Origin of the sequence: Nitrincola lacisaponensis (assembly GCF_000691225.1) — a bacterium.
In the GTDB taxonomy this organism is placed as follows: Bacteria; Pseudomonadota; Gammaproteobacteria; order Pseudomonadales; family Balneatricaceae; genus Nitrincola; species Nitrincola lacisaponensis.
Window position 1 is genome coordinate 415,638 of sequence record NZ_JMSZ01000032.1, and the last position, 25,297, is coordinate 440,934.

23 protein-coding genes and 1 pseudogene are annotated in these 25,297 nt (G+C 51.6%); 10 read left to right on the forward strand and 14 right to left on the reverse strand.

The annotated features are described in order from the left end of the window. The first annotated feature begins 1 nt into the window (after position 1). Together ADINL_RS11995 and ADINL_RS12000 are read left to right on the forward strand one after the other, a co-directional pair. The gene (locus ADINL_RS11995; protein WP_036548167.1) at positions 2-2,104 is read left to right on the forward strand and encodes a tRNA(Met) cytidine acetyltransferase TmcA; all 2,103 of its coding nucleotides are present in this window, start codon (positions 2-4) and stop codon (positions 2,102-2,104) included. Beyond that, on the forward strand, positions 2,098-3,078 hold the full coding sequence (locus ADINL_RS12000; RefSeq protein WP_036548170.1) for a hypothetical protein: 981 nt from the start codon (positions 2,098-2,100) through the stop codon (positions 3,076-3,078). Before ADINL_RS11995 ends, ADINL_RS12000 begins: the two co-directional genes overlap by 7 nt. Before the next feature lie 12 nt (positions 3,079-3,090). On the opposite strand, the gene ADINL_RS12005 is transcribed toward ADINL_RS12000, so the two are convergent. From ADINL_RS12005 to ADINL_RS12035, 7 genes are all read right to left on the reverse strand, one after another. Then, entirely contained in the window at positions 3,091-3,402 is a 312-nt protein-coding gene (locus ADINL_RS12005) for a DUF6482 family protein (RefSeq protein ID WP_036548173.1), read from the reverse strand. 170 nt (positions 3,403-3,572) lie between these two features. Beyond that, entirely contained in the window at positions 3,573-4,082 is a 510-nt protein-coding gene (locus ADINL_RS12010) for a hypothetical protein (RefSeq protein ID WP_036548175.1), read from the reverse strand. 177 nt (positions 4,083-4,259) lie between these two features. Further along, positions 4,260-5,027, reverse strand: coding sequence for a hypothetical protein (locus ADINL_RS12015; RefSeq protein WP_036548177.1), 768 nt, complete (start codon positions 5,025-5,027; stop codon positions 4,260-4,262). Further along, positions 5,024-5,689: a hypothetical protein gene (locus ADINL_RS12020; RefSeq protein ID WP_152547671.1), complete on the reverse strand. Its 666-nt coding sequence runs from the start codon at positions 5,687-5,689 to the stop codon at positions 5,024-5,026. Before ADINL_RS12020 ends, ADINL_RS12015 begins: the two co-directional genes overlap by 4 nt. A gap of 7 nt (positions 5,690-5,696) precedes the next feature. Then, complete coding sequence (locus ADINL_RS12025; RefSeq protein ID WP_036548182.1) at positions 5,697-6,464, reverse strand: hypothetical protein; 768 nt, start codon at positions 6,462-6,464, stop codon at positions 5,697-5,699. Continuing rightward, the gene (locus tag ADINL_RS12030) at positions 6,461-7,777 is read right to left on the reverse strand and encodes a hypothetical protein (RefSeq protein WP_036548184.1); all 1,317 of its coding nucleotides are present in this window, start codon (positions 7,775-7,777) and stop codon (positions 6,461-6,463) included. Before ADINL_RS12030 ends, ADINL_RS12025 begins: the two co-directional genes overlap by 4 nt. Beyond that, entirely contained in the window at positions 7,770-9,044 is a 1,275-nt protein-coding gene (locus tag ADINL_RS12035; protein ID WP_036548186.1) for a DUF4123 domain-containing protein, read from the reverse strand. The genes ADINL_RS12030 and ADINL_RS12035 overlap by 8 nt, the downstream gene beginning before the upstream one ends. 280 nt (positions 9,045-9,324) lie before the next feature. On the opposite strand from ADINL_RS12035, the gene ADINL_RS16900 reads away from it, so the two are divergent. From ADINL_RS16900 to ADINL_RS12045, 3 genes and pseudogenes are all read left to right on the forward strand, one after another. Next, positions 9,325-10,062, forward strand: a complete 738-nt coding sequence (locus ADINL_RS16900; protein ID WP_239644381.1) for a hypothetical protein — start codon at positions 9,325-9,327, stop codon at positions 10,060-10,062. A gap of 21 nt (positions 10,063-10,083) precedes the next feature. Beyond that, positions 10,084-10,470, forward strand: a pseudogene (locus ADINL_RS16905) (HipA domain-containing protein); the annotation flags it as partial. Then, positions 10,467-10,781, forward strand: coding sequence for a helix-turn-helix transcriptional regulator (locus ADINL_RS12045; RefSeq protein WP_239644382.1), 315 nt, complete (start codon positions 10,467-10,469; stop codon positions 10,779-10,781). The pseudogene ADINL_RS16905 and the gene ADINL_RS12045, both read left to right, overlap by 4 nt. Positions 10,782-10,808: 27 nt before the next feature. On the opposite strand, the gene ADINL_RS12050 is transcribed toward ADINL_RS12045, so the two are convergent. The 3 genes from ADINL_RS12050 to metG are packed head-to-tail and all read right to left on the reverse strand — an operon-like array spanning position 10,809 to position 14,300. Further along, positions 10,809-11,540, reverse strand: a complete 732-nt coding sequence (locus ADINL_RS12050; protein WP_036548193.1) for a DnaJ domain-containing protein — start codon at positions 11,538-11,540, stop codon at positions 10,809-10,811. 8 nt (positions 11,541-11,548) lie between these two features. Next, positions 11,549-12,247: a VWA domain-containing protein gene (locus ADINL_RS12055; RefSeq protein WP_036548196.1), complete on the reverse strand. Its 699-nt coding sequence runs from the start codon at positions 12,245-12,247 to the stop codon at positions 11,549-11,551. Between the two features lie 13 nt (positions 12,248-12,260). Further along, a complete protein-coding gene (gene metG, locus ADINL_RS12060) occupies positions 12,261-14,300 on the reverse strand; it encodes a methionine--tRNA ligase (RefSeq protein ID WP_036548198.1) in 2,040 nt (679 codons plus the stop codon). A gap of 164 nt (positions 14,301-14,464) precedes the next feature. On the opposite strand from metG, the gene ADINL_RS12065 reads away from it, so the two are divergent. The 5 genes from ADINL_RS12065 (at position 14,465) to ADINL_RS12085 (ending at position 19,138) form a co-directional block, all read left to right on the forward strand. Next, positions 14,465-15,685: an HDOD domain-containing protein gene (locus ADINL_RS12065; protein ID WP_036548201.1), complete on the forward strand. Its 1,221-nt coding sequence runs from the start codon at positions 14,465-14,467 to the stop codon at positions 15,683-15,685. Between the two features lie 41 nt (positions 15,686-15,726). Continuing rightward, positions 15,727-16,824: a tRNA (uridine(54)-C5)-methyltransferase TrmA gene (gene trmA / locus ADINL_RS12070; protein ID WP_036548205.1), complete on the forward strand. Its 1,098-nt coding sequence runs from the start codon at positions 15,727-15,729 to the stop codon at positions 16,822-16,824. Positions 16,825-16,896: 72 nt separating this feature from the next. Then, entirely contained in the window at positions 16,897-17,745 is an 849-nt protein-coding gene (gene apbC / locus ADINL_RS12075; RefSeq protein ID WP_084154494.1) for an iron-sulfur cluster carrier protein ApbC, read from the forward strand. A gap of 164 nt (positions 17,746-17,909) precedes the next feature. Then, positions 17,910-18,476 (forward strand): dCTP deaminase, encoded by a 567-nt coding sequence (dcd, locus tag ADINL_RS12080; protein ID WP_036548208.1) that lies wholly within the window; start codon positions 17,910-17,912, stop codon positions 18,474-18,476. Between the two features lie 20 nt (positions 18,477-18,496). After that, positions 18,497-19,138 (forward strand): hypothetical protein, encoded by a 642-nt coding sequence (locus ADINL_RS12085; protein WP_036548210.1) that lies wholly within the window; start codon positions 18,497-18,499, stop codon positions 19,136-19,138. Between the two features lie 32 nt (positions 19,139-19,170). On the opposite strand, the gene ADINL_RS12090 is transcribed toward ADINL_RS12085, so the two are convergent. The 4 genes from ADINL_RS12090 to ADINL_RS12105 are packed head-to-tail and all read right to left on the reverse strand — an operon-like array spanning position 19,171 to position 25,217. After that, positions 19,171-20,451 carry a TolC family outer membrane protein gene (locus ADINL_RS12090; RefSeq protein WP_036548801.1) on the reverse strand — a complete coding sequence of 427 codons (1,281 nt, stop codon included), beginning with the start codon at positions 20,449-20,451 and terminating at the stop codon, positions 19,171-19,173. Between the two features lie 16 nt (positions 20,452-20,467). Further along, on the reverse strand, positions 20,468-23,521 hold the full coding sequence (locus tag ADINL_RS12095; protein ID WP_036548212.1) for an efflux RND transporter permease subunit: 3,054 nt from the start codon (positions 23,519-23,521) through the stop codon (positions 20,468-20,470). Continuing rightward, entirely contained in the window at positions 23,518-24,576 is a 1,059-nt protein-coding gene (locus ADINL_RS12100) for an efflux RND transporter periplasmic adaptor subunit (RefSeq protein ID WP_036548215.1), read from the reverse strand. The genes ADINL_RS12095 and ADINL_RS12100 overlap by 4 nt, the downstream gene beginning before the upstream one ends. Next, positions 24,573-25,217 carry a TetR/AcrR family transcriptional regulator gene (locus ADINL_RS12105; protein ID WP_036548219.1) on the reverse strand — a complete coding sequence of 215 codons (645 nt, stop codon included), beginning with the start codon at positions 25,215-25,217 and terminating at the stop codon, positions 24,573-24,575. The genes ADINL_RS12100 and ADINL_RS12105 overlap by 4 nt, the downstream gene beginning before the upstream one ends. Positions 25,218-25,297 lie beyond the last annotated feature (80 nt).

The window sequence follows — 25,297 nt, forward strand, 5'->3', positions numbered from 1 at the left end:
TATGTCGTTATCCGCGTCCCGTCACCTGCATCGTCAGTTCACCTGGTTACAGACCTGCGCGGAAACCGCTGAAGCTGATTTGTGTGCCTGCTTGAGGCAGCGGCCGGAGGTTGAGGTAACGCTGTTGATTTCCGATCAGTCGCGTGCCGGTTTTCCACCGATAGCTTCGCGTCAGGCGGCTGAGTGGCTGGGCAGAGAAACGGATCGTGTGATTCTGGATGCCTTTGCCGGATTCAATCCAAACGCATTTGCACAGATTTGTGGCACCTTGAAAGGGGGCGGAGAGCTGATTTTGCTGTCTCCTGAGGCGAGTGCCTGGCCAGGCTATGCTGACCCTGAGTATGCAGCGTTACGTGGCAGCCGCTACCAGTCAATGGTTTTTCCCGGCTATTTTCTGCAACGACTCGTAAGTCAGTTGGCCTCACCCTGGCCACCCACCTGTGTTCCTGAGACACGATTCTGTGAACCTCCGTATCTTAGCCAGCAGCAGGCGCATCTGGTGGAACAGCTGGTTGCTGACTTTAGCACCACAGCGCTCACTGCCGTTATTACTGCTGACCGCGGGCGAGGAAAGACAGCATCGCTGGGTCTGGCTCTGAGCCAGTTGCTGACTGAGCAATCCCTTAAGGTGGTGGTGACGGCACCGAGTCGCGCGGCTGTTGATGCGCTGTTCAGTGCGTTATTGCGCCAGTGCCCTGATGGCAGGTTTGTCGGAAGTGGCTTTGATCATCCACGTCTGCAGGTGCGTTTTTATCCACCCGCGGTGTTGTTGCAGAAGTCTCCCGAGGCAGATCTGGTGATTGTGGATGAGGCGGCTGCTATTCCGGTATCCCTGCTGCAATCGATTCGGCAGTTGTGCAGTCGCCAGTGGTTCGCGACCACCCTGCATGGCTATGAGGGCAATGGTCGGGGCTTTGAGTTGCGGTTCCTGTCTTCGCTAGCTGCTCAGGTGCCGGGCTGGAAACGCTATTGTCTGACAGATCCGGTACGCTGGGCCAGTGGCGATCCACTGGAAGCGCTCAGTTATCGGGTGTTGTTGCTGGATGCCGAGCCACCGCTGCTGCCTGAACCGGACACCTTGCCTGCCGCCGATGTGACGGTTGCTTATCAGTCGATAGGGGTGCGCGAGTTGCTGGCCGATGAGCGGTTATTGCGCCAGGTGTTTGGGTTGCTGATTGCTGCACATTATCGCACCACACCGAATGACTTGCGTCAGTTGCTGGACAGCCCGGATTTGCAGATTCGGGTGTTGTCATGGCAGTCACAACCCTTGGCTGTGGCCTTGTTGGTGGATGAAGGCCCGGTGCCTGAAGCCTTGATTGAGCCGATCTGGGGCGGGTATCGTCGTCCCGGAGGTGATCTGATTCCACAAACTCTGCTGTCCCGTGAAGGGCTGCGTTCTGCGGCAAGGTTGCGAGGCTGGCGCGTCATGCGTATTGCGGTACACCCCCAGTGGCAGGCTAGAGGCCTGGGCGGGCAGCTGTTAACCGCAGTGGCGAATGAAGCGACTGAACTCGGATTGGATTTTTGTGGTGCCTCGTTTGCGGCTAGTGAGGCGTTGCTGCGCTTCTGGCAGCGTTATCACTATGTCCCGCTGCGCCTGGGCGAGCGTTGTGATCGGGTGACAGCCGGCTGGCCATTGCTGGTATTCCGGGCGCTGTCGGTGGCTGCAGAACAGGTGGCGTTGTCGGCTCAACAGCTGTTTGCCCGACGCTTGGCATTGCGTTTAGACCAGCCTGAGCTACAGCAACAGGGAGCGTTTGTGCAGCGCTGTCTGGCGGTGCTACCGCAGCCTGATTCTTTGGCTTCGGCAGATCCTGAGGCGCTTTACGGATTTGCTTTTCAGCAGCGCAGCCTTGAGGATTCAATGCTGGTACTCAGGGACTGGCTGAGATCTGCTAAGCTTATGAAAGCAGTACAGGAACTGTCCTACGCCGATCAGGCATTATTGATGGGGCGAGTCTGGCAGTTGCATTCAGCAGGGCAGGTGGCTGAAGCCTCTGCCATTCAGGGCAAGCAGGCGCAGTTACAGCGTTTACGCCACCTGGTTGCTGAATTATTAGACGTTGAGCGGCAGATGGATCAGGAGTATTCAGAATGTTGAGACGCGTGTGCCTGGGAGGTTTGCTGCTGCTGTCTGGCTGTGCCAGTTTGCCGTTTGGTGGCAGTAGTTCGGAGTCTCAGTACCAACGGGGCTGGGTTAGCCTGGAACAGGATCAATATTACCTGCGAGGTTGTCAGGATCTGGCAGCTCAGCCAGTAGAGCGGATACCAGCACACCTGCAGCGCCTGTTTCGTCAACGCGGCGTTTCTGCACCACTCTATATTGAGTGGATAGGTGAGCCGGGTATGGCTGGTGAACCGACTCAAATTGATCAGTTGCGCTATGTCTCACCTGATCCGGGAGCGTGTCGCCAGCACCTCAGTGGCATACTGATGCGAGCCGAAGGGCCCAGTCCGGGTTGGCAGGCGGATATTACCGATTCTCAGATACGCGTCTTTCTGCCACAGCAACGGCGTACCCTTGTTTTTCCTGTCGGATCGGTGATACGTCAGGGTTCTGACTGGTGGTGGGAGAGTGATATTCAGGGCCGTCAGCGCCGCCATCGATTGTCACTGCGTATTCAGCCTGAAGCCTGCCAGGATGGCCACAACTGGTATGGATTAACCGCAGTGATGGAGCTGGATGGTCAGGAGTACACCGGTTGTGCGAAGCGGGGCAGTCTTGAACGTCTCGCATTGTTTCGGGAGTATCGACTGGACCCGAGCGTGACAACGCGTGATATACGCCTGCAGCTGCTTCCGGACGGGAAAGCCATGCTCAGTGAAGATTACCTGAACCAACAGCCGCCGCTGGTCAGTCGTGGCCAATGGCAGCTGTTGTCGGGAGGACGCTTATTGGTGAGCCTGGATGAGCCTGATCCTCAGTTACAGCAGGAAGCACTGCTGTTTATGATTCAGGAGGGCGGTGCAGTCCAGTTACCCGGCTTTCACCCGCGTTATGGACGGGATGGCCTGCGCCTCCATGCAACAGGCACACGCATGCCCTGGGAAAGTGGACGGCGGTTGGTCCCCTGATATCCGACTGAATTACGAGTAATCCTGATCCGGATTGGCGATCCGTACCTGTAGCGCGGCTACCTGTGCCGGCTCAATGCCAATCATCTCATTGTAGGGGCTTTGGTGCTCCAGCAGGGTCTGCTGAATGCCCAGGCCCTTGAAGGGTTTCTTGGCATCCAGCTGGCTGCGATAACTGAGCGGCTTGCCCTGCTCGTCACAGACAATCCAGCGCTGATCTGTATGGTCACAAATATTCACCAGATAGAGTTCACACTCCATCGACTGCAGAATCAGCTGCTTGACCGGGTGACCCTGCTGTAACTGTTTCAATGTAATTTTCATCCGTAACCCCTGTGATCTGTTTACAGGCGTTACGTCATCCCGAGTGCCGCCAGATCAGTCCAGCAGGCACTTTTTGATAAGCATTTCGTGAACATAAAGGCGGGGTACACAAGCCATTATGCAATGACGAAATTACTGAAAGCATGCATATATGCCTTAATGTCTTTTAATCATGTCAAGAAAATGATGGCTAAACACAGTGGTACAAAAAACAACGCAATGGCCAAAAAGACACGCCCCCAGCTCCCAAGTGTAAGCTGGCCATTTTTGCTCATCTCGTTTGATTTAGATGCAAAAATCCAGCCTTTCATGAAAAGTGCGCAATAGGCGGCTGTACTAACTGCAATGTAACCACCGTAGGCTCCTTCGAGAAATACTATATCAATCAGGTTTATTGCCACTACTACAGCTAAAAATGCCTGCCATCCTTTACCATTATGATAGGCGTACCAAAACAGGCCAAAAAGCAACCCAAGCCATGAAAATTTAATGGATTGAAAAACTTTTGCGAATGCCGTTTGATCAGAAATATCATCGTCTAATATGGACTTTTTAGTGGCTATCGCCTCCAATTCTGGTGCCCAGTTAACGTATCTTCTTCCAAAATAGTTTTTAATCTCAGGAGAATTTATGAACTCGCCGTATGTCATGTGGGTACTCTTTGTCGTTGTATCAGTCATGAGTTTTTTCCTGTTTTACGTTTGAGTTTTGAACTGCCAGTAGTCAGTTTCTATAAACTTATAGTGGTGTAAGGATCCCTGTGCCACTACTGAGAATAGTTCCTTAGTCATGTCCTTTTTTAGGACACAGATGTGTATCACAGACGCACTCAATGGCTAATAAGTACGTAAGAGTCACTATAGCTTTCCTTCCAGGCGCATCTGCAAACCACGACGGGTGACGTAATAGCCGGTAAATAGGCCATGAGCCATAAAATAAATCGCAATCGCTGCAAAAGCCGCTAGATAGGCACCAATGGCTTTACCACCGCTGAGTACACCGAAAGGTGCAATGTAAGCTAAAACATATAATAAACGTAGGTGCCACTTGCCTTTGATAAACAAACGATCTGATCCGACATCCCCCCCTCTATTTAAAAACCAGAATTCATTGTTCTCATTGACAGGGGAGAACATTTTTCTTTCTTCGATGATCTCTCGGATCATGTCATCAGAATAGGAGCGATAGGTTAGGTAGGCCATCAACTCTATAACTACACAGGCAATAAGAAGTGCGCTGAATATAAAAGGAAAAATATCAAAAGCGATTGAAACAACAAGGGCTATATTTGCAATAAAAGCGAAACATAATCTAAGTATCCAAGTTCCTAAATTGCTTAAATACAAGTCATCCGGCTCTGGTCTTTGGGATTGTAAAAATGCACTCCCAAGAATGATTGTCGGAAAAATGACTGCTAAAGCGATGTTGAATAAAGTTAGTGGATGTGTTAAGCCTAAATTTAGGTTTAGTAAGAGCGGTATGGAATGAAGCACCAGAAAAATACCTAAAAACTTTTTTATCCCTACCCATAAACCAGCAAACTCTGGATTTGGATTTTCTATCCAGCGGGGTCCTGCGGCACCCGCATCTTCGGGAGCAGGATACAGTTCTTGATCAATCTTCATGGTGCCACCATCATCCCCTGATACAAATCAGAATTTTGAAAGTCAGGTTGGTTAATGGTTGCGTTTGAACCCCATTCCCTAAAAGCTTTAAGTGCCTTATCCTTAACGCCGGATGTGTTAATTGCTATTCCAATTCCAATACCAACAACAGCGACAATTGCGAACCCCGCTACAGCTATAGCTGCTGGTGCAAGAGCGAAACCAGTAGCGCCAACAATTAACGCCGTCACCGCCATCCCCACAATCGTTGAAACGACAACCGCACCCAGCGTAAAGCCCAAGGAGATTAACAGCTCATCCAGCTCCTTTTCACCATCCGCACTCAACCATTCCGCGACATCCAGTGTGCATACAAATAACATTCCTAATGCGCCACCCCGTGAGGCTAAGCTTCTGACAGCCTGTGATACATTGGGTCCAACACCCTGCACAGCAAGGGTCATGGCAGTGACCTGTAGGCGTCCCATGCCTGCGGCACCGTATTGTAAATGAGGTCGGTGCCAGAGCATGGCTTTGTGCCAGTTGCCTTCAAAGGCGAGTACACGTGTGCCGTTTTTTAGGCATTTTACCGTCAATTTTCGACCCGCCATTTCCCGCAAAAAGCGCCGGTTATTGCCTTCGCGCAGCATCTGCTGATAACCGATCGCTACTCCGTTTTGCAACCTCACCTCAGAGTTTTCCTTCCAGCCGCATCTGCAAACCACGACGGGTGACGTAATAGCCGGTAAATAGTCCATGAGCCATAACATAAATCGCAATCGCTGCAAAAGCTGCCAAGAAGGCACCTATGGCTTTACCACCGCTGAGTACACCGAAAGGTGCAATGTAAGCTAAAACATATAATAAACGTAGGTGCCACTTGCCTTTGATAAACAAGCGATCTGATCCGACATCCCCCCCTCTATTTAAAAACCAGAATTCATTGTTCTCATTGACAGGGGAGAACATTTTTCTTTCTTCGATGATCTCTCGGATCATGTCATCAGAATAGGAGCGATAGGTTAGGTAGGACATCAACTCTATAACTACACAGGCAATAAGAAGTGCGCTGAATATAAAAGGAAAAATATCAAAATTGATTGATGCAATGAGTGCGATATTTGCACCAAAAGCAGCTAAGAATCTAAAACCCCAGGTTACAAGGTGACTTATATACAAGTCATCCGGATCTGATCTTTTGGATTGTAAAAATGCAGTTCCCAGAACAATACTCGGAACAATAACTGCTAAGGCAGTGTTGAATAAAGTCAATGGATGTATTAGCCCAATGAAGAAGCTTGTAAAAAGTACGATTGACTGCACAACTAGAAATAAGACTAAAAATAGCTTAACTACTTCCTTGAGACTTCCGATTTCAGATTTTGGGTTTTTTACCCAGTGAGGTCTAGTACCAAAAGCATCTTCAGGAGCTTGATGCAATTCTTGATTACTCTTCATGGGGCTACCATCATCCCCTGATACAAATCAGAATTTTGAAAATCAGGCTGGTTGATGGTTGCGTTTGAACTCCATTCCCGAAAAGCTTTAAGTGCCTTATTCTTTACACCGGATGTGTCAATTGCTATTCCGACTCCGACGCCCACGAGAAAAACGGCACCAACCCCTAATCCTGCAATGATCACTGGTGCAAGTGCAACACTGCCTGCAGCTGCAAGTGCAACCGCCAGCGCCGCCACCGCCATCCCCACAATCGTTGAAACGACAACCGCACCCAGCGTAAAGCCCAAAGAGATTAACAACTCATCCAGCTCTTTTTCACCGTCCGCACTCAACCATTCGGCAACATCCAGTGTGCATACAAATAACATTCCTAATGCGCCACCCCGTGAGGCTAAGCTTCTGACAGCCTGTGATACATTGGGGCCAACGCCCTGTACAGCAACAGTCATGGCCGTGACCTGTAGCCGTCCCATACCTGCGGCACCGTATTGTAAATGAGGTCGGTGCCAGAGCATGGCTTTGTGCCAGTTGCCTTCAAAGGCGAGTACACGTGTGCCGTTTTTTAGGCATTTTACCGTCAATTTTCGACCCGCCATTTCCCGCAAAAAGCGCCGGTTATTGCCTTCGCGCAGCATCTGCTGATAGCCGATGGCAGCAGCGCCTGTTTCACGCGTCATTACACCGATGGCATCATCGCTGAGCGTTTGATAAATAGCGTGGCGTAACCAGGCTGCCTCTTCCTCTGTTAGCTCAGAGACGTTATATTCACCATCTCTGAGACCGCCATCCGGTACTTCAAGTGTAATGATATAAGGATCACCCCCTGCTGGCAGTGCCATCGGCATTCCATTTTCGTCATACTGCCCATCGGCACGACAAGACATCTCCTGCTGATAGGTATTCAGGATTAAATCCGTCTGCCGGTTTGGATCTGTCTGAGAGGAAAGACGGTTTGCTATCGCTTGTACCTCTGGACGGATGGGTACTGGAGGGGCGGGTGCAGGTTCAAGAATGACATGAAATCGCAAATCTTCGGGGGCAGCCAGGGGGCCGAACGCACTGACATCATCAAAAATACGATGTGTTTTGCCATCAACGCTTACATCCAGCGGGCCTGAGGTTTCGGCAAGGCTATTGGGGAAACGTAAGGTGTAGTTCTCGGGCAAGCTATGTGTGTTTTTGCCACCCACAGTACAGGAGATCACGCTATCGCATTCGATGCCGTCGGCAATAGAGAAACGAAACAGGTTGAATTGTTGGCAAGGTGTACACACCTCACCCGGAATACGGTCTCGTGAAAATTCACTCATCAGTGTTACCTTTTGTAGAGATAATTGACTTGAGCATTAACTCGGCTTTGGTATCAGGGTGTTTGGCCGATTGAAGTATATTGAGGTAATTCGGGTTAGTAATCGGAAAGCGCGATAGTTCCAGCGCAACAGTGACATAGCTGCTCAAAGCATATTCACTTTTAAACCCGAAACTTTGAGCTTGTGCAATGAGTGCTTTTACAAGCGCTTGTGCTTGCTCTGAAGTCATGTGTCCGTGCTGTGGGTGTGGCAGGATCAGTTGGTGGATAATTTTGTTCTGAAAGGTGGTCATACTCTCTTGTTCGGCTAATGCGGCCACCCATTCCTGCGTTGGTCTGGTCATGACGATATCATCATCCATTGATCTTAGCGCCCGGGCAGTGAATAAAGACGACCCTTGTGACCAGAGTAGGGTGAGGGTGTGTTGTTTAGAGATCGTCATCATCCAGCAGGTTTCGGCACAGGCTGTACCGAAAAAAAGGTGCGCATAGCGCCTTTCCCAGAATCTGAAATAGAACCATTTTCTATCTTTATTCTGCACCTTTATGAACTTGCGCAGGTGTTTGCGCAGCGCTTCAAATCCAGCGCAGGAGCGCAGAAAAATGCCAAGATCTTTTTCCCACAGCCCACATATACCCTCGGGCCCAGTGAACAGGCGTCGGGTAAAGCCACTGTCTTCGGTCAGCTCTACCAGATAGGGCGCGTGCTCGGCCAGTTCTTCCTGTGCTTCGCCCTGAAACAGCGACTGATAGCGCAGATCAGAGCTCATCAGCAGGCTTGTCAGCAAATATGGCATTTTTGCTGCGTCCAGCACGGCATAGGTGGTCAGCGGCGGGGTGTCTGTCGGGTATGGCTGGCCAAACAGTGCCTCACGCAGCTCTTCAGGGACATTTTTTTTCGGGTGCACGCCGAATTGTGTGTCCAGTGGCGTGAAAGGGTCTGACTCTTCTATCTGGAGCCAGTTCTGCGCTTGTGCTGCTTCATCATCTGAGCCAGCCAGCCGCGTGATCTGCCCGAGTGCAATGCAACTCTCCTCATTCACTATACGCGCCAGCGCCACACCGTCCGCGGCCTCTGCGGGAAACTGTTTCACCCAGTCGGCTGTGAGCAGGACATCTTCGGCCCAGTAAAACTGATAACCTTTAGCCTTCAGTGCGGTCGAGACCAGCGTTTCATAATCATTTCGGTCTGAACAAAATACGGCCGCAACCAGGTGAAACTGTTTGTTCGAACGATAAGCATAACAGTGGCCAAGGAAGGATGTCATAAGGTGTACGGCACCCTTCTTCTGTAGATGGGTAGCGCGACTGAAGCGACATAGAGGTCGAGGAGGCAGAGGGTAGGGGCCTCATGGCTGCTTAAGTGGAGATGTGGCATGACTGATTCCCTGTCGTGTTTAGCACGTTAATTGCAGAAATGATCCTTACTTCTTGGATGAAATCCTAATTTCTTTAGTTTGTAGAGTCAACTCACTTCCTGCCTCGCTGTTTGGGTCATAACACTACCAAAGAAAATTTGAGCAATATATTTCACAAAATAGATAGCCTTTGCTATTTTTTGAGCAAATATTTACTCAATCAGGATTTCTGATGGAGCTTTACGTTGAAATTTACCATTCTGGTCAATGGCATCAAGCGGCGGTATTGGAGTTGTTACAGGCCGATAAAGGTCGCCAGGGTGCTGTAAGATTAATCTATGATCAGGCATATGCTCTTAACTGGATGTTCAGGGATGATGAGCATGCTTGCAGCTTGAATCTGCCAGTGGAGTTGATGCTGCACCATACTTCTGATCAGTGGTTTGGTTTTATGGAAGATATAGTTCCGGCGGGTGCCAGTCGACGATACTGGATAACGCGCCTGGGGATAGGTCATTTATCTCAGGGAGCGCAAGATAGCCTGTTGCTGGAGAAAGGCAGTATCGCACCTGTTGGTAATATGCGTATTCGTAATGCGCTGCCCTCACGTGAAGCCTTTGATTTGCTTGAAAACAGGCGCTTTGATCTTGATGACGTCGTCGAACGTCAGGTTGATTTTCTTGATTATGCCCAGGAAATGGGGGCGGCAAGTGGTGGTGCAACAGGTGCCGGGGGAGAGGCACCCAAGTTGATATTGCGCTGCTCTGAGGACGACAAAGTTTGGATAGATACCTGGCAAGATGATCCAGCTCATCTCAACAAAGAAGCAGGTAGCTTTTTAAATCACTTTGATGTTTTACAGCAGTTGGTTGTAAAGCTTTCCAGTCAGCATCGAGTGGTCGAAAAGGGTGGTTCTTTTGATCAGTAGGGCTTTGTCAGTCAATGGTTACAGCGTGATCTGCTTAATGTGATATTTGGTAACTCTGATAATCATGGCCGAAACATCGCTTTTCTGAAGACACCAGAGGGTATCAACTTGGCACCTGTTTATGATTTTGCTCCCATGAAAGCTGACCCTGAAGGCGTTATACGGACAATGAAGTGGGGAGCGCCTTATGAGCAGGGCGGGGAGTTCAACTGGCAAGCCATTACCGAACAGCTGGAGTCGATAGCGGATGCTGAGCGTCTTATGAATGACCTTCGCAGCCTGGCTGTACAGCTTATTGGATTGCGGCAGCGTTTGGAGGACCGAGGAGTGTCAGAGCAGTTATTGACGATGCCAGCCATGGGTATGACGCGTATTGAGTCGCGACTTCAGCGATGGGGGTTAATTTGAAAAACCTGTCGGGTAACGCACGAGAAGCACTACTGCTGACACTGGTGCAACAGCTGTATAAGGATGAAATTACCGAAGGGATGTTATTAAAACAGTTACGCAAGCAGGTGCTGGGGCTTACTCAGGAGCAGTATGCGGCACTGGTAGGTATTAGTCGTCGAACCCTGTCGGATATTGAGCGTGACAAGGCACAGCTGACGTTAACCGTGATGAACCGCGTTTTTAGACCCCTGGGGTTGAAGGTAGGGTTACTGCCCAGATCGAAAGCTCTATTGCAGAAGCTGGCCAATAATCCTGGTGATACTCCTTAGTTTATCAGTGTCCGTTGTCTATACAGATCAGTCCAGCAGGCACTTTTTGGCTTCGTTGATGCGTGCGGCCAGCCAGGTGCTGCCACCACGGTCAGGGTGCATTTTTTGCATCAGGCGACGGTGTGCCTGGATGATTTCATCGCGGCTGGCACCGGGTTCAATGCCTAGAATGGCATAGGCTTCTTCACGACTCAGTTCACCGGAGCCTTCCGGGCTCTGAGGGCCCTGAGTGTCGGTATCATCTGCACGCCAGCTGTCACCAAAGCGCTTGTCCAGATAGGTTTCCAGCAATCTCGCGGAGTCGCCATCCTGCGCCCGGCAGGTCTTGAGCAGACGTATAAACTCAGATTCGCTCAGGTCACTGAGGGACCGGCCTTGCAGGTCGCCCTGCAGGACCGTGCCATCCATGACACCGGTATCATGGTCCAGTGTCATTTCCAGCAGAGCGGTGGTGACGCGGGAGCGGTTACCGGATGAGCCTGTGGGACCTGCTGGCTGTCTTGGTCGAAAAATACCGGAAAAAGGCAACAGTCTTAAGAGCAGGGGCAGGAGCTTTTGAATGAAGGGTAATCCCAGAGCCACCAGAGCTCCGAGCAGGTGTATCCGGCCGCTGATGCTGAGATAGACGAGCCCCAGAATAGCCATCACCAGGATCAGTTTGGCCAGAGCCAGTGTTTTCTGACCACTGGGCTGAGCCCTGAGCCAGAGCAAGCCGATAAGACCGATCAGGGCCAGTACAATCAAACCAAACGGGTGCACGGCGACTCCTATTTACCCAGTTGTTGTGTCAGTCGTTTTATATGCTGACCCTGAGAGGCTGAAAAATGTTCCAGAGCTTTGCGACCACCACTGGCATACACGGCGACAGCAGCGAGCAGGTCTCTGAGAATATCGGGGCTGTGGCTGTCGAAGGGGGTGTAGGCACCACCTGAAAGCTTGCAGATTTGTCGGAAGATGCGTTCGGCATCTGCGTCCTGACCTTCATGGAAGATAAACACCGGGGTGTTTAACATGCCCAGTTCTCCGGCCTTTTGACACAGTGCATCGACGTCCTCTTCACAGCAGTCAACCACCAGTATGACCGCGCGTACGGGGCGTTGGCGAGTTTCCAGTCGTGCCTGATTGAGCACTTTGCCGATCTGGGTGTGTCCGCCGAGACAGCTGACTCTATTCATCTGTTTCAGCAGTTCGCGGGTATCATTGATCCAGGGGCTGGCATGAAATTCACCAAAGCCCCGGTAATAACAGAGCTGCACACTCAGACCGCCCAGCTCCCGCGTGGCCAGAAACAGTTCACTTTGCAGCTGGCAGGCCTGATCCCAGCTGGCCTGACGGCTGGCTGTTGCATCCAGAGCGAAGATCAGACGCCCTCCGGCGGTGTGCACCTGAGGCAGGCTGTTAACCTGTTGGATAAACAGGTCAACAGCTTGGCGATCTGAGGTTTTTTGCAGCTTTTTATCGGTCATTCAGACTCCCGAATCAGCGAATACGCATACCCGGTTGGGCACCTTCCTGGGGTTCCAGAATCCAGATATCCTGGCCACCGGGACCTGCTGCCAGCACCATGCCTTCAGAAACACCGAACTTCATTTTCCGCGGTGCCAGGTTGGCAACCATCACGGTCAGTTTGCCTTCCAGTGCTTCAGGCTGGTAAGCGGACTTGATGCCGGCAAAGACGTTACGGGTTTCACTGCCCAGATCCAGCGTCAAACGCAGCAATTTGTCAGCGCCTTCAACCGCCTCTGCTTTAGCAATACGCACGACACGCAGATCCAGTTTGGCGAAATCGGCAAAATCGATGGTGTCAGCAATGGGTTCCTTTTCCAGTTCAGACTTTTCGCGAGGTTTGGCTGTCATTGCCTGGGCTTCCAGCAGATCCTGCTTGGAGTCTTCGATGATTTTTTCAATCATTTCCGGATCTACGCGCTGCATCAGCGGCTTGAATGCGTTGATACGGTGATTGAGCAGGGGTTGCTGAATGGCATCCCAGGTGAATCCATCGATATTGAGGAACGCAGCCGCTTCTTCAGCGACTGCAGGCAGTACTGGTGCCAGATAGCTGATAATCACGCGGAACAGGTTGATTCCCAGGGTACAGCAGGCCTGTACTTCGGCTTCTTTACCTGGCTGTTTGGCCAGCACCCAGGGTTCAGCGGTATCGATGTACTGGTTTGCCTTGTCTGCCAGGTGCATGATTTCACGCATGGCGCGGCCATATTCACGTGATTCGTAGGCGTTGGCTATGCTTTCGCTCAGATCAACTGCCTGCTGGTACAGTGCCGGGTCAGCCAGTTGGCTATCCAGTTGCCCATCAAATTTTTTCTGAATGAAGCCTGCGCAGCGACTGGCGATGTTGACGACTTTATTGACCAGGTCAGCATTCACGCGCAGACGGAAATCATCCAGGCTGAGGTCGATATCATCAATGCCGGAGCCGAGTTTGGCGGCAAAGTAGTAGCGCAGGTACTCCGGACGCAGATGCTTCAGATAGGTTTCAGCCATGATGAAGGTGCCGCGTGACTTGGACATTTTTTGTCCATTCACGGTGAGGAAGCCGTGGCAGAATACCCCTGTCGGTGTGCGGAAACCTGCACCCTTGAGCATGGCTGGCCAGAACAGGGTGTGGAAGTAGGCGATGTCTTTACCGATAAAGTGATACAGCTCTGCATCGGAATCGGGTGCCCAGTAACGATCAAAATCGACCTGGTTCTGGTCGCACCAGTTACGGAAGCTGGCCATGTAACCGATAGGTGCATCCAGCCAGACATAGAAATACTTGCCGCTTTCGCCAGGAATCTCAAAACCCCAGTAGGGTGCATCACGGGAAATATCCCACTGCTGCAGACCGGCTTCAAACCATTCATTTAGTTTGTGTGTCATTTGCTCCTGGACATGCCCGTCTACCCAGGTGCGCAGGAACTCTTCAAAATCTTCCAGCTTGAAGAAGAAATGTTCAGATTCCTTCTCAATCGGTTTGGCACCGGAGATCGCTGAATAGGCATTTTTCAGTTCAATCGGGCTGTAGGTCGCACCACAGGCTTCACAGGAGTCGCCATACTGGTCGGCTGCACCACATTTCGGGCACTCACCTTTGATGAAGCGATCCGGCAGGAACATTTCCTTTTCAGGGTCATAGGCCTGAGTGATGGTGCGGCGGGCAATGTGCCCTGCATCGCGCAAGCGTTCATAGATCAGCGAGGCATAATGACGGTTTTCATCTGAATGCGTTGAGTGATAATTATCAAAATTAACCATGAATCCGGCAAAGTCACGCTGGTGTTCTATACTCACCTTGCTGACCAGCTGCTCCGGTGTCAGTCCCATCTGATTGGCTTTGAGCATGATGGGGGTGCCGTGGGCATCATCGGCGCAGACATAGATACAGGTGTTGCCACGTTGTTTCTGGAATCTGACCCAGATGTCAGTCTGGATGTACTCGACCATATGTCCCAGATGGATGGGGCCGTTGGCGTAAGGGAGCGCGCTGGTAACAAGAATGTTGCGAGAGGTTGCGGTCATATCGGGCTCAAAAAAATTCGGTTAACTGTTTAAGTAGAGACTATTTGTATATTGATTCTACGCTGATTTTTTTGCCTAATGAACCTCAGTGAGAGGCCGTGCTTTTTTTAAGGTCATTTTCAAACAACAATAAGCTCCTCAGGCAGTGGCGAAAGGTTTTCGAAATGAATGCGACGCTAAATGACACCCGTGTTCTGTTTTGCGATTTACGTGATGAAAAGGCCGATACATCGCTGCCTTTACCTGTGGATCAAAGCCAGGTTTTCAGTGTTGAGGACACCTTGCTGGCGCTTGCTGACACCAATCGGGACTATCACGTACTGGTTATTAAAACAGAATCACATGTCAGAGAGTCGATCGAACTGCTCCGAAAAGTACGTCAAACTTACCCGGGTCTGGGCCGTATTCTGATCACGCATCCGCTCAAATCCTTCGAGGCCGGGCATGCTGCTGAAGTTGCGCATCGTTGTTTGCCGCTCAGCTATAGTGAAGCCGCTTTACATGAAGCGGTTGATCGCGCCATTCGCGCAGAACAATTACTGACTCAACCCAGATTGCGGGATTATATCTCATCTTTGGGGCATCTGCCGTCTTTTCCGGCAATTCTGAGTGACCTTGATGAGGCGTTGCGCTCAGAAACTGCAGGTATTAAAGAGGTCTCGGAAATTGTTCAGCGGGACCCGGGGGTATCCACCAAAATTTTGCAGCTGGTGAATTCGGCGTATTTTGGTTTGTTTTCGCACAACTTCTTTACCCTCAAAGAGGCTGTGAATTTGCTGGGGTTACGTACCATCCGTGATCTGGTGCTGACAGCACAGCTGTTTGAGGCTATGCCGCAAACCCCGCAATGGCGAGGTTTCTCGTTTGAGCAACTGCAAGAGCGCTCTGTGATCGTGAGCCAGTTGGCGGCAGATATCTGTCGTGATGCCGGTTATGATCGTACGATGCAGGCTCAGGCTCGACTGGCAGGGCTGTTGCAGGATGTTGGCATGATTCTGTTGGCGATGGGAGATGGTGCCCAGTATCACCAGGTGATGATTCGGGCTCAGGAACTGAACCAGCCGCTGTATGTGGTTGAAAAAATGCTGCTTGGCGCAACACATGCACAAGCAGGAGCCTTTTTGCTGGATCGCTGGAATCTGGCACCGGAAATGGTACATGCCGTGCTGTTTCATCATGTGCCGGGTGCTTCGGGTGATACCGCTTTTTCAGCGCTGACTGCTGTGCATGTGGCGGACTCCCTGTTACCTCCCTTGTTCAATGCCATGGGGGTTAACCTGGGCGGGCGTTTGTCACGGGATTATCTGACGTCGATCGGGGTGATCGATCAATTACCCAAATGGGAGATGGCTGCGCATGAAGTGGCCCGCGCGCTGCGCAACTGATAAAATTCCGCCTTTGTGTTTGATCCTTGCAGAGGCTTTCTATGTCACTTCCTCAGGTTGATCCTGATCGTTATTCCGAGCTGCTGGCGCTGAAAAAACAGCGTTTGCTGCAGCAGTTTTCCGCATTTGAATTGCCGTCTGTCGAGGTGTTTGAATCCCCTCGGACGCACTATCGCATGCGCGCCGAGTTTCGTACCTGGCATGATGGTGATGCGCTGGACTATGTCATGTTTGAGCCGGGCAGCAAGCATGTACACGTCAAGTTGACTGAGTGTCCGATGGTGTCGGAAACCATTCATGCGGTGATGTTCGACTTGCTGGCAGCGATTCGGGAAGTGAAAGAGCTGCGTTATCGCCTGTTCCAGGTGGACTTTCTCAGTACCCTGTCAGGTGAACTCTTGGTCTCACTCCTGTATCACCGTCAGATTGGTGATGAGTGGATAGCTGCGGCCCGTGAACTGAAAGCCCGTTTCAATATTGATCTGGTCGGGCGCGCCCGCAAAACCAAAATAGTGCTGGATCGGGACTTTGTTGTTGAAGCCTTGCCAGTGGGTGATCGCGTGTACCGCTATATTCAGACGGAAAACAGCTTTACCCAGCCGAATGCGCAGGTGTGCCGTCATATGATTGAATGGGCACTGGATGTGACTGCCGGTATGGCGGGTGAGTCTGATCTGGTCGAGTTCTACTGTGGTAATGGTAACTTTACCTTGCCGCTGGCGCAGAATTTCCGCCGTGTCGTGGCGACGGAAATATCCAAAACCTCGGTTCAGGCTGCGCGCGACAATATTCGCGATAATGGTATTGATAACATTGATGTGCTGCGGATGCCTTCTGAAGACCTGGTCAAGGTGTTACGGGGGGAGAAAGAGACCCGTAAAGTGGCCGGACTGGCACTGGAAGAGTGCCGTTTCAGTACGGTTCTGGTTGACCCTCCACGCAGTGGCCTTGATCCGGCAACGGTAGAGCAGGTGATGGAATACGATCACATCCTCTATATCTCCTGTAATCCGGACACTCTGGAGCAGAATTTACACTCGATTTGCCGGACGCACCGTATTGAGCGTTTTGCGTTGTTTGATCAATTTCCCTACACCGATCATCTTGAGTGCGGTGTCTGGCTGGTGCGTCGTGATTGATTTACGCGGTATAACCAAGTAAATTAGTAGGAAATAAAGCACACTGTCAATGCACGTGCACAGGAGAAAACTATGTCAGCAGTACAGCAGATGGGCGCAGCGCCAGGTCTGGAAGGGGTAAAACAGATTATCGCCGTCGCCTCCGGCAAGGGTGGTGTAGGCAAATCAACAACCGCAGTGAATCTGGCTTTGGCGTTATCGGCTGAAGGCTATCGTACCGGTATTCTGGATGCAGACATTTATGGTCCAAGTCAGGGGATGATGCTGGGTATTCCATCGGGTACACGGCCTCAGGCTGATGAGGACAAGCATTTCCTGCCACTGGAAGCCCATGGCATTCAGGTGATGTCGATGAGCTTTCTGGTTACAGATTCCACTCCGATGGTCTGGCGTGGCCCGATGGCAGCAGGGGCCTTGCAGCAACTGATGACGCAGACGCGCTGGAAAGATCTGGACTATCTGATCGTGGATATGCCACCAGGAACCGGTGATATTCAGCTGACATTGTCGCAGAAAGTGCCGGTAACCGGAGCCGTGATTGTGACCACGCCTCAGGATATTGCGCTGCTGGATTGCAAGAAAGGTATCGAAATGTTCCGCAAGGTTGATATTCCGGTCCTGGGTGTCGTTGAAAACATGAGTTTGCATATCTGCAGTTCCTGTGGTCATGAAGAGGCTATTTTTGGTACCGGGGGTGGTGAGCGTATTGCCCGTGAGTATCAGACTGAATTGTTGGGCCAGTTACCCCTGGTGGCGTCGATCCGTGAGCAGACCGACAGCGGTGTACCTTCGGTTGTATCTGAACCAGAGGGCCGTGTTGCCGCGATCTACCGTGAGATTGCGCGAAAAACTGCCGATTTGACGAAAAAAATCGCTGCGGCCGGGAACTCCGGTCCGTCGATCGCAGTCTATAATGACTGATACCTGAGAGAGTAAGAAGTTTGTTCCCAGCGAGTTAAGTATCAGGTGATTGCCGCCTCTGTAAAAAGGGGCGGTTTTTTTTTGCGTCTCGGGTTAAAATAGCGGGTTAGTTCAGTTCTCTATACTGAGACATATTTTTCAGTCACCAACGAATGCGAGCGTGTATGGGTATCAAATCAGACCGGTGGATCCGAAAGATGGCGCTGGAGCAACAGATGATCGAGCCGTTTGAACCGAATCAGGTCAGACGGTCGAACAATCAGCCCATTGTGTCTTATGGCACATCCAGTTATGGCTATGATGTCCGCTGTGCAGACGAATTTAAAATTTTTACCAACATCAACTCCAGTATTGTTGATCCGAAACAGTTCGATGACCGGAGCTTTGTCGATGTGCAGTCCGATGTCTGCATTATTCCGCCAAACTCTTTTGCGCTGGCCCGGACGGTCGAGTACTTCCGTATCCCACGCGATGTGTTGACCATCTGCCTGGGTAAAAGCACCTATGCGCGCTGCGGTATCATCGTCAATGTCACGCCGCTGGAACCAGAATGGGAAGGACATGTGACGCTGGAGTTTTCCAATACCACGCCGCTGCCTGCCCGTATTTATGCCAATGAGGGTGTGGCGCAGATGTTGTTCCTGGGTGCTGATGAAGTCTGTGAAACCTCTTACAAGGATCGAGCGGGTAAATACCAGGGACAGACAGGTGTTGTGGTACCGAGAACCTGATGATACGCATCCGAGGATCTATGATCACTGATTTCGAACAGATACAGGCTTTTTGGAGCCAGCTTGAAAAGACCCTGGACAAGCTGCTGGAGAGTCAGAGTGATAACTATTTTGATGCTGACCGATTGCTGGATGAGTACCGGGAATCACTGCAAAAAATTGATCGCAATCTGACCTTTCATTTTGAAAGGGATGAAGGGGAGGGGCCGGTCGAAATGGTGTTCGGCTGTGATGGTTATCCTGAGTCTATCCATTCTGTGTTAAGTCTTGTCAGTATGGCACCTTCCCTGACCGGTATTCAGTTCAAGGCGTTCAATGAGCGTTGTAATCCGGTACCGGCTCGTGTCAACCTGGGTGATGAGATCTGTCTGATTGATGAGTTCTGGTGTTCATTGCGACTCATTGACGGCAAGCTGCAGCTGGCGGTTTATCTGCAAGATTTACCCGAAATTCTGGATCTCGATCCGCGTGTTGAAGCGGTGATGATTTTCATGGATGCGCTGATCGGTGAGTTTGAGTTGATGACGCGTATCTGGTCATTGGACTGGTATGAGTTGCCGGAAGACCCACTGGACTTCGGTTTATTCCCGCTGGAAGAGTTGCGGGAGCGCTTTGATGCCATCAAGGAACAGGTAAAACCCCTGGGAATTACCCTTCACTGAGGTGAAGGGTCATCCCGCAGAGGCTTCAGGCCTCAGTCAATCAGCCACTCATCCAGTGCATAGATATCATCGGGATTCAGTGTTCCGATAGTCTGTTTGAACTGGAACAGTGCATTAATGTGATCCAGACGCGCATTCTCGTAAGCCAGACGTGCTTCGAACAGGTTCTGTTCCGCCTGCAGTACATCAACGACATTTCGTGTACCGACATTAAAGCCTTCTTCTGTCGCTCTCAGTGCTGTTTCACGGGAGACGATGCTCTGCTGACGTGCACGTACACTCTGTACGCTGGTTTGCAGTGTGCGCAACAGTGAACGTGTCCCTTCAGTCACTGCACGGCGAGTGTCTTCTCGCAGATGTGTTGTAGCGATCTGCTCATGCTCGGCCTGACGTTGTGAAGAGTCAATGCTGCCACCGGCATAGAGCGGCAGGTTCATGCTGAGTGCGACTGTATTATTGTCATTCCAGCCAGTGCCTGCACCGTGTATGCGGTTGTTGCGGTGGGTCAGACCCACCGAAACGGTTGGAAGATGATCACTGCGTTTGCTCTGCACGTTGCGTCTGGCCATTTCCAGTTGGGTGTCCGCAATGCGCAGTCCCAGGTTGTCCTGTAGTGCCTTTTCCAGCCAGGGCTGAGGTTCAGCAGGCTGGATACCTACAATCGGGTACTCCGGATTCAGATACGCGACCTGATTAAAAGGTTGTCCTGTCAGGCGCTCAAGCGCTTCGTAGCTGTTTTCCAGGTCACCTTCAGCATCAATTCTGACCACGACTGCCAGATCGTAAGCGGCCTGGGCTTCCTGTACGTCGGTAATCGCAATCAGGCCGACTTCAAACTGTGCATTGACCTGATCCAGACGTCTTTGCAGGGCGCGCTCCTGTGCCTGGGCATTTTCCAGCGTGCTTCTGGCACGCAATACATCCAGATATACGCTGACACTACGCAAAATCAGTTGCTGTTGAGCCTGATCGAATACGATTGATGCATTTTCTGCCATGAGTTCGGTGCGTTTGAAGTTGTAGTAGCTGGCAGCATCAAACACCGGCTGTTCCAGACTGACGCTATATCCGGTGGTGTGATCTCCACCGGAGGTGTCGCTGGTGCTGGCATTCAGACTGGCGCGAGGCAGCAGGGCGGCACGACCCTGAATCGGGGCCTCCTGGCCGGCCATGAACTCGGCTTCAGCCTGTCTTAGCTGCGGGTCGTTTTCCAGTGCCAGCCGGTAGAGATCTGCCAGTGGACCGGCACTCGCCAGCCCGGATACTGTCAGGGCTGAGCTGACCAGGGTTGGTAATAAAAGTCTTTTCAGCATTTTCACAGCGCAGTCCTTAGTTTTCATAATTAGGCTCAATGACTTTAAATTTACGTTTACCAAAAATACTATAGATGGTGGGTATGACAAACAGTGTCAGCAAGGTTCCCAGCAACATGCCGCCAACGATGACCCAGCCGATCTGGTGGCGTGACTCGGCACCGGCACCTACGGCCATGGCCAGTGGGAGTGTTCCCAGAACTGTTGCACCCGTGGTCATCAGGATCGGACGCAGGCGCAAGGACGCGGCTTCGATGATGGCTTCTCTCAGTTCCAGGCCTTTGTCCTGTAGCTGGTTGGCAAACTCGATAATCAGAATACCATGTTTGGTGACCAGACCCACCAGGGTAATCAGACCAATTTGACTGTAGATATTCAGGCTGCCACCTGAATAGTAGAGTGCAATGAGTCCACCTGCCAGTGCGGGAGGCACAGCCAGCATGATGATCAACGGGTTTTTGAAGCTTTCGAACTGTGCGGCCAATACCAGGAAGATAAAGATCAGCGACAGTACGAAGGTGACCTGCATGGTATTTGCGGACTCACGGAATTCGCGTGATTGACCGGCATAATCAAACAGGGCTTCAGGCGCTACTTCTGCCAGGGTTTGCTCCAGGAAGTCCAGAGCGTCACCCAGGCTGTAGCCGGGTGTCAGCATGGACTGGATCTTTACAGCTTTCAGTTTGTCGAAATGGTTCAGCTCACGTGGTGCGACCGTTTCTTCAACCGTAATGAAGTTACTCAGCTGAATCATTTCACCATCAGTAGAGCGCACATAGATACGTGACAGGTCGTCGCGTGTACGACGGAAGTCATCTTCAATTTGCAGGATGACATCATACTGTTCGCCGCCGCGCTTGAATCGCGTCAGCGAACGTCCTGACATGTAGGTTTCCAGGCTGCGGCCCACCTCTGCAATACTGAGTCCGGCTTCAGCAACCTTTTCACGGTTCAGCGTTAACTGCAGTTCCGGCTTGTTCAGCTTGAGATCTGTATCGACCTGCTGGAAGTTGGGGTTCTCGGCAATGCGCGACAGCATCTGATCCGTGATCTCTTTCAGATCTTCATAATCTCCGGTTGTCTTGATGACGAACTCAACCGGACGGGAGATGAAGCTTTGACCGAGAGAGGGCAGGTTGATGGCAAAGGACATGTTGCCGGGTACGCCACCATACAGCTGGCCTGTCAACTCAGCAGCGATTTCCTGCTGTGAACGACTGCGGTTTTCCCAGTCTTCCAGGCGTACGAACGTCAGTGAGTTGGTTTCGCTGGGGAAGCCGGTAATGGCAAAGTGATGGGTACGCTCAGGCACTCCACTAATGATGGCTTCTACCTGTTTGGCGTAACGGTTGACGTACTCTACGGATGAGCCATCCGGGTTTACCGAGAAGGTCATAATGGTGCTGCGGTCTTCGATAGGCGCCAGCTCCTGTGGCAACAGGGTGTAGAAGTACGCTGCACCACCGAGACTGGCGGCCATCAACAGCAGAGCAAATACGCGTGCATTGAGCGTTTTTTCCAGTAGCCAGTGATACCCATTACTCAGACCAACCAGCCAGCCTTCAATCAGGTTGAAAATGGCACTGTGCTTCTTTTCGTGATGCAGCAGTCGTGAACAGAGCATGGGTGACAGTGTCAGTGCGATAAACGTGGACACGACAACAGCACCGGCCAGTGTCAGTGCAAACTCGGTAAACAGGCGACCTGTCTGACCACCGGCAAAACTCACCGGGACAAACACTGCGACCAGTGTTGCGGTGGTGGCGACAATCGCAAAGCCAATTTCACGACTGCCTTTAAAGGCGGCCTGTATTGGATGCAAGCCTTCTTCAACGTGTCGGAAAATATTTTCCAGCATGACGATGGCATCATCCACCACCAATCCGATTGCCAGCACCAGTGCCAGCAGTGTCAGGGTGTTGATGGAGAAGTTCATCAAGTACATCATCGCAAAGGCACCGATCAATGACAGTGGTATTGTCACAACCGGTATCAGGGTGGCGCGAGGGTTTCTGAGGAAAAAGAAAATAACCAGTACCACCAGAGCGCCGGCGATCATCAGGGTTTGATAAACGGATTCAATGGAGCGCTCGATAAAGATTGAAGAGTCGTAAGCGACTTGAATCTTCATGCCTTCCGGCAGGGTCGGCTCAATAGTGGCCAGCATTTCCCTGACACCTGCAGACACATCCAGCGGGTTGGCTGTGGATTGACGCACAACCCCCAGGCCCTGGGCATTGACGCCATTGAAGCGGGCATAGTTGCGTGAAGCTTCAGGGGCAATTTCGACACGGGCAACATCCGAGACGCGAACCAGATAGTCGCCATCCTGACGAATGATAACCTGTTCGAATTCTTCGGCTTCATTCAGATCGGTTTGCGCCAGAATGGTGAATTCCCGGTCAACACTTTCAATGCGGCCTGCGGGCAGCTCAATATTCTGGGCGCGCAGGGCGGCTTCAATATCCTGAGGGATGACCTGGTAGGCGGCCATTTTTTCAGGGTCGAGCCACAGGCGCATGGCATAGCGGCGCTCGCCACCCATACGTACGCTGGCAACACCTGTTACGGTTTGGAGCGGATCACGTACACGGCGCTGAGCGAAGTCGGTGACTTCCATGGGATTATGCACATCGGAGGAGAGTGCAATCCACATGATGGGCTGAGCATCGGCTTCGGACTTGGCGACAATCGGCTCATCAATATCATCCGGGAGCTGCCCACGTACACGACTGACGCGGTCACGTACATCGTTGGCCGCTGCATCCGGATCACGGTCCAGGCGGAAGTTGATGGTGATCTGGCTACGCTCTGAACGGCTGATCGAACTCATGAAGTCGATACCTTCAATCCCTGAGAGCGAGTCCTCAATGATTTTGGTAACCTGGGATTCAATAATCGACGCGCTGGCACCTGCATAGATGGTATCCACGGTAACAACCGGGGTGTCGGTGCGAGGGTACTCTCGTACCGTCAGACGGTCGTAGGAAATGAGGCCGACCAGCAGTACCAGCAGGCTGATAACGGTCGCGAGAACGGGCCGTTTTATGCTGATGTCAGAAAGTATCATGCATCGGATCCTTGATTGTCAGTCTGCGGGAAGATAGGTGTGACGGGCATGCCCGGGCGCAGTTTGATCTGTCCGGCGGTGACGATGATATCGCCAGCTTCAAGACCGCTGAGAATCTGTACTTCACCAATACGGCGACTGCCAATCGTCACGGGGACCAGGCTGACCTGATTTTCGTCATTCAGGCGCATGATGAAAAATTCATTATTTTCCGGGATGATGGCGCTTTCTGGCACCATCATGGCTTGAGGGTCCTGACCGGTGATAATGATGATGCGCGCAAACAAGCCAGGACGCAGCAGTCCTTCATCATTGGGTACACGGGCACGAATGCTCAGGTTATGACTGCCGCTGCGAGACGAGGGTGAAATGGCATAGATCTCGCCCTGGAACGTTTGGTCAGGCAGTGCATCGACCTTGATTTCAATGCGCTGACCAACCTGAATCTGACTCAGGTTACGCTCAGGCAGAGTGAAATCCAGTTTCATTTCGTGGCTGTCTACGACCTCAACCAGATCCTGTCCGGCTGAAACAAAGTCACCCGGGCTGACGTGGCGCAGACCAACCATGGCATCAAAGGGTGCCCGAATGGTGGTTTTAGCCAGTTGGGTGCGTGCCAGCTCAACCTGCGCCTCATTGACGCGAAGTTGTGCCAGACGTGTATCACGATCCGTCTGTGAGCCTACGCGTCGCTCCAGCAGGTCAGCGGCGCGCTGGTATTCAACTCGACTGAGGTTCGCCTGAGCTTGAGCCTGGGCCAGTTCAGCTTCATAGGAAGCGCTATCCAGCTGAATCAGCGGCTGATCTGCGCTGACGGCTTCGCCTTCACGAAACAGAATGGCAGAGATGCGGCCACTGACCTCTGGACGCAGAATGACGGACTCATTGGCACGCAATGTACCAACTGCGTTGAGTACCTGGTCCAGTGCTGTGGTATCCACCTGGTGTACCTCGGCGGGAAGCCCCTGAGACTGTTGAGCTATGACGGGAAGCGTTACGAAAGCCAGCCCCAGACTGAGCACAGATGATGATAATGCGGTACGAAAATGTTTCATGCGAGCTGTTCCTTGTTGAAGTCGCGATCAGATTCCCGGGGGGCGGCCGAGGGTAAAATGTGCTCCCATAGCAATGCCAGTGTCTGGCGAAGTGGAGCGCGTGAGTCTTCTACTTTCATGCGTAACAGAGCACCTTGCCAGCAATCCCAGACCAGTTGGGCCAGTACTTCAGGTTTCAGGTCTGTGCGTACGCTGCCTTCTTGCTGGCAGATCATGAAGTCTTCAGCCATCAATCCCAGTACACGTGATGTTGCACGACTGATCGCCTGGCGTAATGCCGGTGACGCGTTGCCGATTTCACCTGACAGGTTGGCAATCAGACAGCCTACATTCTCGCGGCAGCTGTCGAGTTCTTCAACCATGTGGTCCAGAGCTTTGCGTATCTTTACAAAGTGATTCCCTTCAAGCAGGGCAAACTCCTGATTCCATCGATCAATTTCCAAGGCTTGATAAAACTCAATTACTTCAACGGCATATTCTTCTTTGCTGTTGAAAAAGTTGTAAAACGAGCCTTTGGAAACCTGGCAGGCCTGCAGAATGGTGGTCAAGCCTGTGCCGTGGTAGCCGTGTTGATGGAACAGCTCAATGCCTTTTTCCAGCAGTTTTTCGCGGCTGTGCGTTGGGGGTCTGCCTTTCGTCATGTTTTTTAAACCAAGTGTTCTAGAAGGTGTTAGCTATAATACCTATACTGACCGGTCAGTACAATATTGGCTCGTAAAAA